Below are 15,154 nucleotides of genomic sequence, written 5' to 3' on the forward strand. Positions count from 1 at the left end.
GTAAAAAAGCGCCGCAATGAGCGCTTCTTCTTATGCACCTGGATAAATGTAAGATACTGAACCTGGTGTTGTTGAATTTTGTGGGTCAAACCAACCACGATAGTTATCAATGTGTTGCTGGTTGTTATAGTTAGATTCCAAGATTTGAATTTGTCCATCTTGACCGACTTGTGTGACATATCCAACGTGTCCATAGCCACCATCAGTCCAACATACAATTGACCCAGCAGCAGGTGTCGAACCTACAGCATAACCTTGGCTAGCAGCGCTTCCTGCCCAATCACCACCATTACCCCACCAGTTACTTGCCCATGGAGCAACTTCTTTAACACCCCATGTACATTGACCAACTGGATAACGATTCCAGGTAGCATCTGAATCAGAAGCTGTAACCTCTGAAGAAGTTTCAGTTGCCTCTGTATCCGCTACAGTAGCAGTTGCCCCAGAAACGTCCAGAGTTTCACCAGGAACAATAGTTGACCAGATAGTCATACCGTTCTCAGCTGCTAATTGATAAGGGTCTACCCCATACTGACTGGCAATTCCAAAGAACGAATCTCCATTTTGAATTGTATAAGCATCAGCCTTGGCTGTTTGTGCGACTGTAAGACCTAGTAATAATGCACTTGAAGCTGCTGCCAGAGCTGCTTTTTTTGTAGTTTTCATAATTCCCCCTGAATAAGATTAATATGGAATAAGTGTAACACTCTCATATTTTAATGCGATTAAGGAAGAGTAAAGAAATATAACAAAAATAAACAAGTCTGTTAAAAGTACGTAATTTGTCCAAGAACTTAATTAATCAAAAAGAAAACCAGGAAAACCTAGTTTTCAAAGAAATATTATTAGTAAATATCCAAATAATTATCAATTTCCCATTGTGAAACGAAGGTTGCGTAACTTGCCCATTCCATACGTTTCGCGTCAAGGAAGTTTGTATAGATATGATTACCCAAAGCTTGACGAACCACTTCATCTGTTTCCAAGGCTTTAAGAGCGTTACGAAGTGTTGATGGCAAATCAATGATACCAGCTTCTTTACGTTCTTCAGGAGACATTGAATAAATGTTTGTTTCAACTGGCTCTGGTGCTTCAATCTTGTTAATAATACCATCAAGACCTGCTTCCAAAAGAACAGCAAGTGCCAAGTATGGGTTTGCCATTGGGTCTACTGAGCGCAATTCCAAACGTGTACCCATACCACGAGAAGCAGGAACGCGGATTAATGGTGAACGGTTGCTACCTGCCCATGCAATATATACAGGAGCTTCGTAACCTGGAACCAAACGTTTATAAGAGTTAACCGTTGGATTAATAATGGCAGTATAGTTATAGGCGTGTTTCATCAATCCACCAAGGAAGTAATAGGCATCTTGAGATAATTGCATACCACGTGGATCTTCTGGATCGAAGAAAGCATTTCCTTCATCAGTGAAGAGAGACATATTACAGTGCATACCACTACCAGCAATACCGTATTTAGGTTTCGCCATAAATGTAGCATAGAGACCATGTTTACGAGCAATTGTCTTAACAACTAGCTTAAACATTTGAATATTATCACACGCTTTCAAAACATCAGCATATTTGAAATCAATTTCATGTTGACCAACTGCTACTTCATGGTGAGAAGCTTCAACTTCAAAGCCCATTTCTGTCAAAACGTTAACAATTTCACGGCGTGTATTATCTGCAAGGTCAGTTGGAGCAAGGTCGAAATAACCACCTTTATCGTTTACTTCAAGTGTAGGATTGCCTAGTTCATCCAATTTGAAAAGGAAGAATTCTGGTTCTGGTCCAAGATTAAATGATTTGTAACCCACTTCTTCCATATGACGCAATGCCTTTTTCAAGTTACCACGTGGATCACCTGCAAATGGTTCTCCTGCAGAAGTATAAATATCACAAATAAGACCTGCCACTGCACCATTTTCATCACCCCAAGGGAAAACTGTCCAAGTATCAAGATCTGGGTAAAGATACATATCAGATTCATTGATACGAACGAATCCCTCAATTGATGAACCATCAAACATTGCTTTATTTGAAAGTACCTTATCCAACTGTTCATCTGTCGCAGGAATTTCAACATTCTTCATAACTCCAAGGATATCAGAGAACATTAAACGCAAGAAAGTAACATTCTTTTCTTTGACTTCGCGACGAATATCAGCTGCTGTGATTGCCATAATAGGGGTCTCCTTTATAAAAAACCAAAAAATAAAAGTTCAAGGCGTAATTAGATACGCAAGTTACCAAATTGTTGTGACGGGGTCGTAAAACGGCCTTGCTGGAGGAGTTCATCATGCAAAATACGTCGAACATCTGCATCCGTTAAGGTCACTTGTTTCTGTTGTGCACGAACTTCACGTTCTTCGTATTCACGTTTAATCGCTGCAATATTATAACCGTCATCTAAAAAATCTTTGATTTCCAACAAACGATCCATATCATTCAGTGAGTACATACGACGATTTCCTGCTGTACGCTCAGGTTGAATCAACCCTTGATCTTCATAGTAACGAATTTGACGAGCAGTTAAATCTGTCAACTTCATAACTGTTCCAATCGGAAAAACAGCCAAGGAACGTCTCAGTTCTTTTTCTCTTGCCATGATCATCCTCCTTTCCTAACAATTATATTCTGAATATTTCTACATGTCAACTGTTTATGTTACTTTTTCTAACATAATAAGTAATTTCCGAACATTTCATCATTTTTTTACTTAAATTATGGAGTTTTGTCATTGAAAACAGAAAAATAGAGCCCCTGAGAACTCTATTATTCTTATTTTAGGTATTTAGTCAGCCAATTATAATCATAGTTCACGAGGATTGCAATAAAAACACCACAAAATGTCTCAAAAACCCGAGCAATAACATAAACAAAAGTATCATTAGGTGGGATAGATAAGGTAATAATTAGCAGTGCCGCAACTCCTCCAATAACACCTGAGGAATTATTGAAAGACACATTAATCACAATAGTTAACATGGTTAAAATTGGAACCAATATCAATGTCACCCAAACCGAATGATCAAACAACATATTCACAAAATAAAATAAAAGAGACAGCAGACCTCCAACCGTGTTTGCAAAAATACGTGACTTCCCAAATTGAATACTTCTATCAAAGTTTTCACGAAGGCTGAAGACAGCAGTTAAACAACCAATCTGAAGCCCTTCCCACCCTAAAGCAGAAAACAAGCCTAAAACAAGAAAGACAGCAATCCCCGTCTTCAGTGTACGCATACCAAATTTAAATTTTTTCGGTTCAAATTTCAATCCCATTCAACTATTTTAACATGATTATGAAACTTTTGGCTATTCTAAATGATTTTGATTACATATTCTTCACTAAATATTTTTAAAATGACAACGTAAAAAGAGTTGGTTACCCAACTCTTTTCATTCTAATTAGATTATTTATCAGTAAGGGCAGCCAATCCTGGAAGTTCTTTACCTTCAAGGAGTTCCATAGATGCACCACCACCAGTAGAGATCCATGAGAATTTATCTGCACGTCCAAGGTTAATGGCAGCTGCTGCTGAGTCACCACCACCGATGATTGATTTAACACCTGGTTGTTTCACAATAGCGTCCATCACACCGATTGTACCAGCTTGGAAGTCAGGGTTTTCAAATACACCCATAGGACCGTTCCATACAACTGTTTTCGCACCAGTCAAGGCTTTATCGAATTCAGCAATTGATTTAGGACCGATATCAAGACCAAGGAATCCTGGATCTACTGCTTCACCTTCAGTGTCTTTCACTTCAGTGTAGTCAGCAAATGCATTAGCTTCTTTTGAGTCAACTGGCAAGATCAATTTACCATTTGATTTTTCAAGAAGAGCTTTAGCAACATCAAGTTTGTCTTCTTCTACAAGTGAGTTACCAATTTCGATACCTTGTGCTTTATAGAATGTGTAAGTCATACCACCACCGATAAGGACTTTATCAGCTTTAGCAAGAAGGTTTTCGATAACACCAATCTTGTCAGATACTTTAGATCCACCAAGGATTGCTACGAATGGACGTTCTGGAGTTTCAACTGCTTCTTTGATGTAAGCAATTTCGTTTTCAAGAAGGAAACCAGCAACAGCTTTATCAACGTTTGCTGAAATACCAACGTTAGATGCGTGAGCACGGTGAGCAGTACCAAATGCATCGTTTACGAAGATACCATCTCCAAGTGATGCCCAGTATTTACCAAGTTCAGGATCGTTTTTAGATTCTTTCTTGCCATCAACATCTTCGAAACGAGTGTTTTCAACCAAGAGAACTTGTCCATCTTCAAGAGCGTTAACAGCTGCTTCCAATTCAGCACCACGTGTAACACCTGGGATAAATTTAACGTCTTGACCCAATTTAGCAGCCAAGTCAGCAGCTACAGGAGCAAGTGATTTACCTTCTTTGTCAGCTTCTTCTTTTACACGTCCAAGGTGAGAGAAGAGGATTGCACGTCCACCTTGTTCAAGGATATACTTGATTGTTGGAAGAGCAGCAGTGATACGGTTATCATTAGTGATCACACCGTCTTTTACAGGAACGTTGAAGTCAACACGAACGAGAACTTTTTTCCCTTTCAAGTCAACATCTTTAACAGTCAATTTAGCCATTTGATCAGACTCCTTAATTTTTTAATACGTTTTCATTATATCACAAAATGCCTAAAAGAGATAGCAAAATCAGAAGGATTTCTAGCTTATTGCTAGTATGGTGGATTTATCATTTAATCAAAATTGAAAGGCAGAATAGCAATGAAAAAACAACTAAATAAAATTCGGAAAGAAGCTAATCACGATTTTAATATAATCCTCAAACTTACACTTAATCCTCTTTTCTTCTTTCTTACTTTTAAACAAACACTATTTTACTACATTAACCAAACCTCAGTCTCACTATGGACACGCTTAATCCTATTAGCCAGTTCGCAATTTGCCATTGCAGTTTTTGAAACGCCTTTTAACTTGCTTCAAAAGAGCCATTATTTTCTGTACAAAAAAAGAAGAGCCTAAGCTCTTCTTAATATACAATTGAATTATTTAGCAATTTTTGCGAAGTATTCAAGAGTACGTACAAGTTGTGAAGTGTATGACATTTCATTGTCGTACCATGACACAGTTTTAACCAATTGATGTCCATCAACAGTTTGAACTTTAGTTTGAGTTGCGTCAAACAATGAACCGAATGACATACCAACAACGTCAGAAGATACGATTGGATCTTCAGTGTAACCGTAAGATTCGTTAGCAGCTGCTTTCATTGCTGCGTTAACTTCATCAACAGTTACTTCTTTGTTAAGGACTGAAACCAATTCAGTTACAGAACCTGTTGGAACTGGAACACGTTGAGCAGCACCGTCAAGTTTACCGTTCAATTCAGGGATAACCAAACCAATAGCTTTAGCAGCACCAGTTGAGTTAGGAACGATGTTAGCGGCACCAGCACGAGCACGACGCAAATCACCTTTACGGTGTGGTCCATCAAGGATCATTTGGTCTCCAGTGTAAGCGTGGATAGTAGTCATCAAACCTTGTTTAATACCAAAGTTATCTTGCAATGCTTTAGCCATTGGTGCCAAACAGTTAGTTGTACATGAAGCACCTGAAATAACTGTTTCAGTACCATCAAGTGTATCGTGGTTAGTGTTGAATACGATTGTTTTAACATCGCTTCCACCAGGAGCAGTGATAACAACTTTCTTAGCACCACCGTTAGCGTGCAAGTGTTTTTCAGCAGCTGCTTTAGTTGCAAAGAAACCAGTTGCTTCAAGAACGATTTCTACACCGTCACTAGCCCAGTCAATTTGTTCTGGATCACGTTCAGCAGAAACTTTAACGAATTTACCGTTAACTTCAAATCCACCTTCTTTTACTTCAACAGTTCCGTTGAAACGACCTTGAGTTGTGTCATATTTCAACAAATGTGCAAGCATTGTAGGATCTGTAAGGTCATTGATGCGAGTAACTTCAACACCTTCTACGTTTTGGATACGGCGGAAAGCAAGACGACCAATACGACCGAAACCGTTAATACCAACTTTAACTACCATTAGTGATTTCCTCCTTATGAAAATCAAATAAATATAATTTTGAGAGCAAGCTCTCCCTATTGTGAAAAGATTAACTTGAGCGCTTTCAATCTAACCTTTCAACAGTCATATTATATAATTTTTTTCAAAAAATTGCAAATAGAAAAGGCACTTACTTTCATAAGTACCTTAACTTTTATATGTGCTAATTAAGCTTCACCAGAGTTTTTCTTGATGATTTCTTCTTGAACTGATTTAGGAACATCTTCATAGTGGTCAAATACCATCATGAATGTACCACGTCCTTGAGTTGCAGAACGAAGTGTTGTTGCATAACCGAACATTTCAGCAAGTGGAACATATGCACGAACGATTTGGCTATTACCGTGTGCTTCCATACCATCAACACGTCCACGACGAGCTGTAACGTGACCCATAACATCACCAAGGTTTTCTTCAGGAACTGTGATTGTTACAAGCATCATTGGTTCAAGGATAGTTGGTTGTGCAGTCTTAGCAGCTTCTTTAAGTGCAAGAGACGCAGCAATCTTGAAGGCAGTTTCAGATGAATCGACATCGTGGTATGAACCATCGTAAAGCTTAGCTTTGATGTCAACCATTGGGTATCCAGCAAGGACACCGTTAGCCATAGATTCTTCCAATCCTTTTTCTACTGCAGGGATGAATTCACGTGGAACCACACCACCGACAATAGCATTTTCGAATTCGAAACCTTTACCTTCTTCGTTTGGAGTAAATTCAATCCAAACGTCACCAAATTGACCTTTACCACCTGATTGGCGTTTGAAGAATCCACGTGCTTGTGTAGCTGCACGGAATGTTTCACGGTATGATACCTGTGGAGCACCAACATTGGCTTCAACTTTGTGTTCACGTTTCAAACGGTCAACAAGGACGTCAAGGTGAAGTTCACCCATACCAGAGATAACTGTTTCACCTGTTTCAGGGTTTGTTTCAACACGGAATGTTGGATCTTCTTCAGCAAGTTTTTGAAGACCGATACCCATCTTATCTTGGTCAGCTTTAGTCTTAGGTTCAACCATCAATTGGATAACTGGTTCTGGAACTTCGATTGATTCAAGAATGATTTTTGCTTTTTCATCAGTCAATGAGTCACCAGTTGTTGTATCTTTCAAACCGATAGCTGCGGCGATATCACCAGCATAAACTTGTTCGATTTCGTGACGGCTGTTAGCGTGCATTTGAAGGATACGTCCGATACGTTCACGTTTACCCTTAGAAGTGTTCATTACATATGAACCAGATTGAAGGATACCTGAGTAAACACGGATGAATGTCAAACGACCTACGAATGGGTCAGTCATAATCTTGAAGGCAAGAGCTGCAAATGGCTCATCATCAGATGCTGGACGAGTTTCTTCTTCGTCAGTATCTGGGTTAACACCTTTGATTGCTGGAATATCAAGTGGGCTTGGAAGGTAATCAATAACTGCATCAAGCATCAATTGAACACCTTTGTTCTTGAAGGCAGAACCACAAAGAACTGGGAAGAATTCAACGTTGATTGTTGCACGACGGATAGCTGCTTTCAATTCTTCATTTGTGATTTCTTCACCTTCAAGGTATTTCATCATCAAATCTTCGTCAGTTTCAGCTACAGCTTCAATCAATTTTTCACGGTATTCGTTAGCTTGATCAACGTATTCAGCTGGGATATCTTCTTCAAGAATATCTGTACCAAGGTCGTTAGTATAGATTTCAGCCTTCATCTTAATCAAGTCAATGATACCACGGAAATCATCTTCAGCACCGATTGGCAATTGAATTGGGTGAGCGTTCGCTTGAAGACGATCGTGAAGTGTGCTTACTGAGTAAAGGAAGTCAGCACCGATTTTATCCATCTTGTTGGCAAATACGATACGTGGAACACCATACTCAGTTGCTTGACGCCAAACTGTTTCAGTTTGAGGTTCTACACCTGATTGTGAGTCAAGAACGGTTACGGCACCATCCAATACACGGAGTGAACGTTGTACTTCGATAGTGAAGTCCACGTGTCCTGGTGTATCGATGATATTAACACGGTGACCATCCCATTGCGCTGTTGTAGCGGCAGAAGTGATTGTGATACCACGTTCTTGTTCTTGCTCCATCCAGTCCATTTGTGATGCACCTTCGTGAGTTTCACCGATTTTGTGAATTTTACCAGTGTAGTAAAGGATACGCTCTGTTGTAGTTGTTTTACCGGCATCGACGTGGGCCATGATACCGATATTACGAGTTTTTGCAAGTGAAAATTCGCGTGCCATTAGGTTTATTCTCCTATAAAAATTTTAGTTTACTTATTTATTATAACATTATTGTCAAAAAACGGATAGGCAGGACCTACCCGTTCTCATTGGTTTTTGATTTGTTGCTTTCAACTCGCAGATGAGTTGAAATGAACTCGAGAGCTGACCGAGCTCAATCGAACCCAGGCTAAAAGCTTGGAAAATAGATAAGCTTTCCTAGAATCTTTGATTCTGCGTCAAGCTTCCTAATTTTCATTCGCTTTTTTAACGCCCTCAGTATCTTATTCTTACCAGCGGAAGTGAGCAAAGGCACGGTTAGCTTCAGCCATTTTGTGAGTATCTTCACGTTTCTTAACTGATGCACCAGTGTTGTTTGCAGCATCCATGATTTCTTTTGCAAGACGATCTTTCATAGTGTGTTCACCACGCGCACGTGATGCGTTAACCAACCAACGAAGACCAAGTGTTGTACGACGTTCTGGACGAACTTCAACTGGGACTTGGTAGTTTGAACCACCGACACGACGTGCACGTACTTCAAGTACAGGCATGATGTTGTCCATAGCTGTTTCAAATACTTCAAGAGCATCGTTTCCAGTTGCTTCTTTGATTTGTTCGAAAGCATCGTATACGATTGTTGCAGCAGTACCACGTTTACCGTCAAGCATTACACGGTTGATAAGACGTGTAACGATTTTTGAATTGTACAATGGATCTGCCAATACTTCGCGTTTAGGCGCTCTATTTTTACGACTCATTTTATCTTATCTCCCTTCTTATCCTTTAGGACGTTTAGCACCGTATTTAGAACGGCTTTGTTTACGATCAGCTACACCTGCAGTATCAAGTGCACCACGGACGATGTGGTAACGTACCCCTGGAAGGTCTTTTACACGTCCACCACGGATAAGAACAACGCTGTGTTCTTGGAGGTTGTGTCCAATACCTGGGATGTAAGCAGTAACTTCGATAAGGTTGCTCAAACGTACACGAGCGAATTTACGAAGGGCTGAGTTAGGTTTTTTAGGTGTCATTGTTCCAACACGTGTTGCAACACCACGTTTTTGTGGTGAAGAGACATTAGTTTGAACTTTTTTGTGGCTATTGTAACCAACGTTCAAAGCTGGTGATTTAGATTTAACAACTTTTGATTGACGTGGTTTACGAACCAATTGGTTAATTGTAGGCATCTACATTCTCCTGTGTTTTTTTATTTTTGGTTGATATGGCACTTGGTGACAGCCCATATCTGGGTGTACTTTTGCAACTTATGTCAGCACGTCTCTGTACACTTTTGAGAGACCAAAAGTAAAAAGTACCGTCTAGTATAATACCATTTTTTGAGGAACCTTGTCAAGAATTTCTTACCAAAAAGAAAATTCCTAAGCATTAGATTAGGAATTACCTTTTAAGTTTTTTATTTATCGAAAATATTACCTACTTCAACTTCTACTTTTTGCGATTTTACATCGATATCAGATACAGTAAGCAATGATTTGTATTCATGAATATCTCGGTCGCCTTTGGCATTCTCTGCAAATACAGCTACACCCACTAATTCACTATCAAATTCTGAAAGTAAGCTAATCATACCGGTAATGGTGCCGCCACCCTTAAGAAAATCATCAACAATAAGCACACGACTATTGGGTTTCAAGCTACGTTTTGATAGAAACATTTTTTCAATACGGTCACTTGATCCGCTAACATAGTTCACTGAGACGGTAGAACCTTCTGTGATTTTCAAATCACGACGTACAATAACAAAGGGAATGTTTAGGACATCTGCTACTGCATTTGCCAAAGGAACACCTTTTGTTGCAACAGTCATAACAGCATCAATCTTTTGACCCTTAAATGCGCTAGCAATAATACGTCCAACATTCTTCAAAATAGAAGGCGTACTCAATAAGTCAGACAAATAGAGATACCCACCCGGTAGGATACGATCACTCTCAGAAAGTCTCTCACAGAGACCTTCGACTAAACTTCTTGCATCTTCATCGGAAATGGTTGGTGTAAACATAACACCACCAGAGGCCCCTGTTACTGTTTCAATTTCACCTATCTGACTCTCTTCAAAAGCTTTCTTAATGATTGCAATATCTTCTGAGATTGAAGATTTTGCAGCTTCATAACGCTCTGCAAAGGTATTAAGGCTTGTCAACTGATAGGGATTATTAATCAGGTAGTTTGAAATCACTACCATGCGCTCACTTCGTTTTAATTTCATAAATTACCTATAATTTCTGTACTTTTTTACTATTATACCATAACACATTAAAAAACGAACATTTTTGTCTTAATGCTCGTTTACTTTCGATTTTAATCAAATTTTGGTTTATAGAAGGAACGATTGTCCATAGCAAAGAGACGATTAGTCATTTCTCCAGGTCCAACTAGGTTAAGAGCTGTCATCATCATCATCATACTAGCATCAAGATTATCAATCATATGGATAACCTCCGCTTCCATGATACGAGGACGAACTGGGCTTCCGTATTCTAATTGTCCGTGGTGGCTTAAAATGACATGACGTAAAACAACAACATCCTCACGTGTATCATCAATGTTAAGTTCCATGAGAACCTTGGTAATTTCTTCATCAATCAAGGCGATATGCCCAATCAAGTTACCTCGAACAGTATACTCTGTATTTTCCGGACCAGTCAATTCAATAACTTTAGCCAAATCATGGAGCATGATTCCCGCAAAGAGCAGACTCTTATTTAGTTCCGGATAAACATCCCCAATACTGTCTGCTAAACGAACCATTGTAGCTGTATGATAAGCCAACCCACTTTCAAAAGCATGGTGATTTGTTTTAGCAGCAGGAAAACTAAAAAACTCCTTGTTATACTTTCGATAAAGAGCACGGACCACACGTTGCCACGTAGCTTCCTCTATTTTGAAAATCATCTGTTCAAGATACTCACGCACTTCAGACGGATTTACCGGTGGTTTTTCCTTAAAATCAGCTGGATCATTTGGTTCTCCAAATGCAGGCAAACGTAAAGTAATTTGATTTACCTGAGGAGTATTATTATAAACCTCTCGACGTCCTTCCATATGAACTACCTTACCAGCTGTAAATTCTTCAACATTATAAGGCTGAGCATCCCAAAGATTTCCCGAAATTTCACCAGAATCATCTTGGAAGGTAAAGGCAATATAGTCTTTACCAGCCCTTGTCTTACGTACTTCTGCACGCTTAATCAGATAAAAGCCTTCAAAATACTCGTCTTTTTTCATTTGATTAATTTTCATGCTTGTCCTCATTTTCTAATTGTGGTAGATCTAACAAACTTTGTGTCGCACTATCTTGGTAGGTTTCAATGGTATCAAGAGCTCTAACAATAGCTCTGCTTCTTGTATTGAGCAGACTATCAACAGTTTTACTGGCTGTATTTAATTGTTTTTGAGCCTTGGCAAGCATATCTCCAAACTTACCGAACTCCAGTTTGACGTTGCCTAAAATCTTACTGATATCATCCGCATTTTTTTGAATGTTCAAGGTCCTGAATCCTACTGACAATGAATTCAATAGTGCAGACAATGTTGATGGCCCGGCAATAACAATATTCTCCTCACGACGAAGAGCGTCAAAGAATGAGGGTTGACGTACGACCTCAGCATAAAGCCCTTCCGTCGGCAAAAATAATATACCAAAATTTGTGGTTTCAGGTGGATTAAGATACTTCTTGTTAATATCCTTAGCAAATCGCTTAATGCTAGCCAAAAGTGATTTACGATGACTCTCGATTTGCTCTTTATTTCCGGACTCATAAGCATCTTCCAAGCGATAGTAGTCTTCAAGAGGAAACTTAGAGTCAATAGGCAGATAGATATACTCGTCCTTGTGGTTTCCTGGCATCTTAACCGCATATTCAACTCGCTCAGTTGAACCCGACACTGTCGGAAACTCTCTCTCATATTGGTTAGCAGTCAATATATCTTCAATAATTTGTCCTAATTGAAGTTCTCCCATAATACCACGTGTTTTTGTATTTGAAAGGACCTTATTGAGACTTCCAACATCCCTAGCAACATTTTTCATTTCCCCCAGACCTTGGTTAACAGACTCCAGCTGTCTTGACACCGTCTCAAAGGAAGCTTGTAATCGTGTCTGTAATGTTTGCTCAAGTTTCTCTTCAACTGTCTGACGCATTTGTTCCAAACGTTTCTCATTGGAATCCTGCATATCTTTAACAGATTGCGTCAAACTCTGATTTATTTGCTCTAGGCGCTGGTCAGAACGATCTCGATTATCAGAGAGGTTTTGATGTAAGACCTCGCGAATATCTGTCAATTGTTGATAGAGTTCCTTCTGCAATTGATTCCATTGCCTTGTCGTCTCAAGTTGGTTTGCCTTAGCAAAGCTATCTAACTGAAAAGACAGTTGATCTGAAAGATTATCTGCATTTCCCTCCAGACTCTTATTAATCTGACCCTTTAACTCCGCATTTTTCAAGAAAAGAACAACAAGAATTCCTAAACTTAACAAGGTCAAAAGTGTAAGCAGGTAAATCATACTAACTCCTATCTTTAGTCTGAATGACAATCACGTATCCATTTGGAACTACAACATGAATGGGGCCATCAAGGAATTCATTACTAGAATAGTTCTTCTTTTGAAAATAATTCCTATCAGTTAATTCGTACTTTGCGCCCAAAATCGTCAATTCCCCAGTTCCTTCTTGTAAGAAAGAAACGTAAGTCATCCCTGGTTCAGGAAAAATATCATGTTTTCCTTCTGGACAATAAGTAACCTTATTTTGCTTATCTCTCAAACAGATACGACTCATAAAGGGAGCTAGTTCAGGATCACTAGCCAGAAATACATTTGACAACATATGGTCCAATCTGCCACCAAATGCACCAAAAATAGTTACTTCAGCTTCAGGGAAAGCTTGAAAAATCAATTTTAAAGCTAACTCAGTGTCCGTGTCATCCTTCTCAGCGGGAGCCTTCTTACAAGATTTAGCTATCGATTGAATGACGTTTAATTCTGACTCGGAGACAGAATCAAAATCCCCTACAGCCAAGTCAAGAGGTAACCCCCACTCCAATAAGTACAAACAAGCACGGTCCACTCCAACAAAATAATCAAAATCGGTAGTGAACCAATCTAGCTCACCACCGACAAACAAAGCTACTTTAGGCATCGATAGCATCACGAAGTGTTTGAACTTGAGCAGTTAAATCAGGATTCTTAAAGAGATAAGAACCTGCTACAAATACGTTAGCTCCTGCCTTGGCACATGCAGCAATCGTCTTATTATCTACACCACCATCAACCTCAATATCAAATGAATAGCCACCTTTTTGGCGAAGTTCGACAACACGTTCCACTTTAGACATCATTTCTGGAATGAAAGCTTGACCGCCAAAGCCTGGATTTACAGTCATGATGAGCACTTGATCCACTAAATCAAGCACAGGAATAAGTGCCTCAACTGGGGTTCCTGGATTAATCACAGCACCTGCTTTCATACCAGCAGCCTTTATCTTCTGAAGAGCACCATGAATATGTTTAGTCGCTTCAACATGAATCGTCATGATATCTGCACCAGCTTGTGCATAGGCATCCACATAACGCTCAGGATCAACAACCATAAGGTGACAATCAAAAACTAACTTGCTGTGTTTACGCATACTAGCAACCACATCTGCTCCCCAACTAATATTAGGAACAAACTGACCGTCCATAATATCAATGTGAACATATTCTGCACCCGATGCATCAACACGAGCCAATTCTGAAGCAAAATTAGCGTAATCAGCAGCTAGGATAGAAGGAGCAATTTTATATGACATGAGAGACCTACTTTCTTTTGATAGTTTTTTTATATGTTTCGCGACGGTTTTCAATTTCACTCAAAAATTGAAGGTAATTATCATAACGCACTTGCCAGATTCGTCCATTCTCCACCTCATCTTTAACAGCGCAAGAAGGCTCGTGCGTATGGGTACAAGATCGAAACTTACAACCATGACTGGCTTGACGAATTTCTGGAAAAGATTCACTCAAATCTTCTGCATTATCCACTTCATAATCTAAGGAAGAAAATCCAGGTGTATCTGCAATTTTCCCACCATGCACATCATAAAGACTCACAGCTCTCGTTGTGTGGCGTCCACGCCCCAGACTGTCGGAAATTTCACCCGTTTCTAGCTTCAACTCAGGAGCAATACGGTTCAATAGAGTTGATTTACCCACACCTGTCTGCCCCATAAATACGGTAACTTTATGGGCCAAGAGAGGTAAGAGTTCTTCCAAAGTGAAAACGAAATCAAAACCAATTTTTTGGTACTTTTTTTGAATCTCCTTCATTTCCGAATCATCTTCAATCAAATCCATTTTAGAAATATAGATTACAGGTTTTATATGTTTGTGTTCTAATAAGACCAAAAAACGGTCCAAAAGATTACTATTAAAATCTGGTTCCTTAGCAGACATAATAACCACAGCCTGATCAATATTGACAATAGGTGGACGCACTAAACTATTAATGCGTTGCCCAATTTTAAGAATATAGCCTTCTGAATTTTCCTCCGCTGAAAATTCAACAAAATCTCCAACGTAAGGCGTCTGCCCTTTTTTTCTAAAATTTCCTCGTGCACGCGTCTGGTATACAACACCATCATGCTCTACATAATAGAAACCTGCCAGCGCTTTGATAATTCTTCCTTGCAAGTGAACTCCTCATTCGTTTAATAGCCTTATTATACCACAAAACTGCAAGCATATCTGACCCAAAACAAGTGGCTCTATAATTTCTGTAGTGGGTAAAACCACCATAGAGATTATAGAGCTTTTTGAATGCAGACAAAAAGTCCCATA

15 protein-coding genes are annotated in these 15,154 nt (G+C 39.3%); all 15 read right to left on the reverse strand.

Annotated features, from left to right (window positions below):
* Positions 1-30 precede the first annotated feature (30 nt).
* A complete protein-coding gene (locus tag QRD39_RS04200; RefSeq protein WP_021146507.1) occupies positions 31-666 on the reverse strand; it encodes a CHAP domain-containing protein in 636 nt (211 codons plus the stop codon).
* A gap of 179 nt (positions 667-845) precedes the next feature.
* Positions 846-2,189 carry a type I glutamate--ammonia ligase gene (gene glnA, locus QRD39_RS04205; RefSeq protein WP_002889319.1) on the reverse strand — a complete coding sequence of 448 codons (1,344 nt, stop codon included), beginning with the start codon at positions 2,187-2,189 and terminating at the stop codon, positions 846-848.
* Between the two features lie 50 nt (positions 2,190-2,239).
* Positions 2,240-2,614, reverse strand: coding sequence for a MerR family transcriptional regulator (locus tag QRD39_RS04210; protein WP_002889321.1), 375 nt, complete (start codon positions 2,612-2,614; stop codon positions 2,240-2,242).
* A gap of 173 nt (positions 2,615-2,787) precedes the next feature.
* Entirely contained in the window at positions 2,788-3,291 is a 504-nt protein-coding gene (locus QRD39_RS04215; protein ID WP_143566891.1) for an FUSC family protein, read from the reverse strand.
* A 131-nt stretch (positions 3,292-3,422) separates the two neighbouring features.
* Complete coding sequence (locus QRD39_RS04220; RefSeq protein ID WP_002884739.1) at positions 3,423-4,622, reverse strand: phosphoglycerate kinase; 1,200 nt, start codon at positions 4,620-4,622, stop codon at positions 3,423-3,425.
* 422 nt (positions 4,623-5,044) lie between these two features.
* Positions 5,045-6,058: a type I glyceraldehyde-3-phosphate dehydrogenase gene (gap, locus tag QRD39_RS04225; RefSeq protein ID WP_008535634.1), complete on the reverse strand. Its 1,014-nt coding sequence runs from the start codon at positions 6,056-6,058 to the stop codon at positions 5,045-5,047.
* Positions 6,059-6,246: 188 nt separating this feature from the next.
* Positions 6,247-8,328, reverse strand: coding sequence for an elongation factor G (gene fusA, locus QRD39_RS04230; protein WP_002889328.1), 2,082 nt, complete (start codon positions 8,326-8,328; stop codon positions 6,247-6,249).
* Between the two features lie 269 nt (positions 8,329-8,597).
* Complete coding sequence (gene rpsG, locus QRD39_RS04235; RefSeq protein ID WP_002884746.1) at positions 8,598-9,068, reverse strand: 30S ribosomal protein S7; 471 nt, start codon at positions 9,066-9,068, stop codon at positions 8,598-8,600.
* An 18-nt stretch (positions 9,069-9,086) separates the two neighbouring features.
* A complete protein-coding gene (gene rpsL, locus QRD39_RS04240) occupies positions 9,087-9,500 on the reverse strand; it encodes a 30S ribosomal protein S12 (RefSeq protein WP_002884809.1) in 414 nt (137 codons plus the stop codon).
* A 227-nt stretch (positions 9,501-9,727) separates the two neighbouring features.
* On the reverse strand, positions 9,728-10,543 hold the full coding sequence (gene purR, locus QRD39_RS04245) for a pur operon repressor (RefSeq protein WP_008535638.1): 816 nt from the start codon (positions 10,541-10,543) through the stop codon (positions 9,728-9,730).
* Between the two features lie 92 nt (positions 10,544-10,635).
* Entirely contained in the window at positions 10,636-11,577 is a 942-nt protein-coding gene (locus QRD39_RS04250) for a 3'-5' exoribonuclease YhaM family protein (RefSeq protein ID WP_021146512.1), read from the reverse strand.
* Complete coding sequence (locus QRD39_RS04255; protein WP_285955774.1) at positions 11,567-12,841, reverse strand: DNA recombination protein RmuC; 1,275 nt, start codon at positions 12,839-12,841, stop codon at positions 11,567-11,569. Before QRD39_RS04255 ends, QRD39_RS04250 begins: the two co-directional genes overlap by 11 nt.
* A gap of 1 nt (position 12,842) precedes the next feature.
* The gene (locus QRD39_RS04260) at positions 12,843-13,475 is read right to left on the reverse strand and encodes a thiamine diphosphokinase (RefSeq protein ID WP_021146515.1); all 633 of its coding nucleotides are present in this window, start codon (positions 13,473-13,475) and stop codon (positions 12,843-12,845) included.
* Positions 13,468-14,127: a ribulose-phosphate 3-epimerase gene (gene rpe / locus QRD39_RS04265; RefSeq protein WP_002889333.1), complete on the reverse strand. Its 660-nt coding sequence runs from the start codon at positions 14,125-14,127 to the stop codon at positions 13,468-13,470. Before rpe ends, QRD39_RS04260 begins: the two co-directional genes overlap by 8 nt.
* 7 nt (positions 14,128-14,134) lie before the next feature.
* Entirely contained in the window at positions 14,135-15,007 is an 873-nt protein-coding gene (gene rsgA / locus QRD39_RS04270; RefSeq protein WP_021152599.1) for a ribosome small subunit-dependent GTPase A, read from the reverse strand.
* Positions 15,008-15,154: the final 147 nt, after the last annotated feature.

The sequence above is a fragment of the Streptococcus raffinosi genome (assembly GCF_030284685.1).
Lineage (GTDB): Bacteria > Bacillota > Bacilli > Lactobacillales > Streptococcaceae > Streptococcus > Streptococcus raffinosi.

What these genes read in the sequence shown, in the direction of transcription:
- purR (WP_008535638.1), bottom strand. Translation starts at nt 10,543, where the DNA reads ATGAAATTAAAACGAAGTGAGCGCATGGTAGTGATTTCAAACTACCTG.
- QRD39_RS04220 (WP_002884739.1), bottom strand. Translation starts at nt 4,622, where the DNA reads ATGGCTAAATTGACTGTTAAAGATGTTGACTTGAAAGGGAAAAAAGTT.
- QRD39_RS04250 (WP_021146512.1), bottom strand. Translation starts at nt 11,577, where the DNA reads ATGAAAATTAATCAAATGAAAAAAGACGAGTATTTTGAAGGCTTTTAT.
- QRD39_RS04200 (WP_021146507.1), bottom strand. Translation starts at nt 666, where the DNA reads ATGAAAACTACAAAAAAAGCAGCTCTGGCAGCAGCTTCAAGTGCATTA.
- QRD39_RS04210 (WP_002889321.1), bottom strand. Translation starts at nt 2,614, where the DNA reads ATGGCAAGAGAAAAAGAACTGAGACGTTCCTTGGCTGTTTTTCCGATT.
- QRD39_RS04255 (WP_285955774.1), bottom strand. Translation starts at nt 12,841, where the DNA reads ATGATTTACCTGCTTACACTTTTGACCTTGTTAAGTTTAGGAATTCTT.
- rpsL (WP_002884809.1), bottom strand. Translation starts at nt 9,500, where the DNA reads ATGCCTACAATTAACCAATTGGTTCGTAAACCACGTCAATCAAAAGTT.
- fusA (WP_002889328.1), bottom strand. Translation starts at nt 8,328, where the DNA reads ATGGCACGCGAATTTTCACTTGCAAAAACTCGTAATATCGGTATCATG.
- glnA (WP_002889319.1), bottom strand. Translation starts at nt 2,189, where the DNA reads ATGGCAATCACAGCAGCTGATATTCGTCGCGAAGTCAAAGAAAAGAAT.
- QRD39_RS04215 (WP_143566891.1), bottom strand. Translation starts at nt 3,291, where the DNA reads ATGGGATTGAAATTTGAACCGAAAAAATTTAAATTTGGTATGCGTACA.
- rpsG (WP_002884746.1), bottom strand. Translation starts at nt 9,068, where the DNA reads ATGAGTCGTAAAAATAGAGCGCCTAAACGCGAAGTATTGGCAGATCCA.
- gap (WP_008535634.1), bottom strand. Translation starts at nt 6,058, where the DNA reads ATGGTAGTTAAAGTTGGTATTAACGGTTTCGGTCGTATTGGTCGTCTT.
- QRD39_RS04260 (WP_021146515.1), bottom strand. Translation starts at nt 13,475, where the DNA reads ATGCCTAAAGTAGCTTTGTTTGTCGGTGGTGAGCTAGATTGGTTCACT.
- rpe (WP_002889333.1), bottom strand. Translation starts at nt 14,127, where the DNA reads ATGTCATATAAAATTGCTCCTTCTATCCTAGCTGCTGATTACGCTAAT.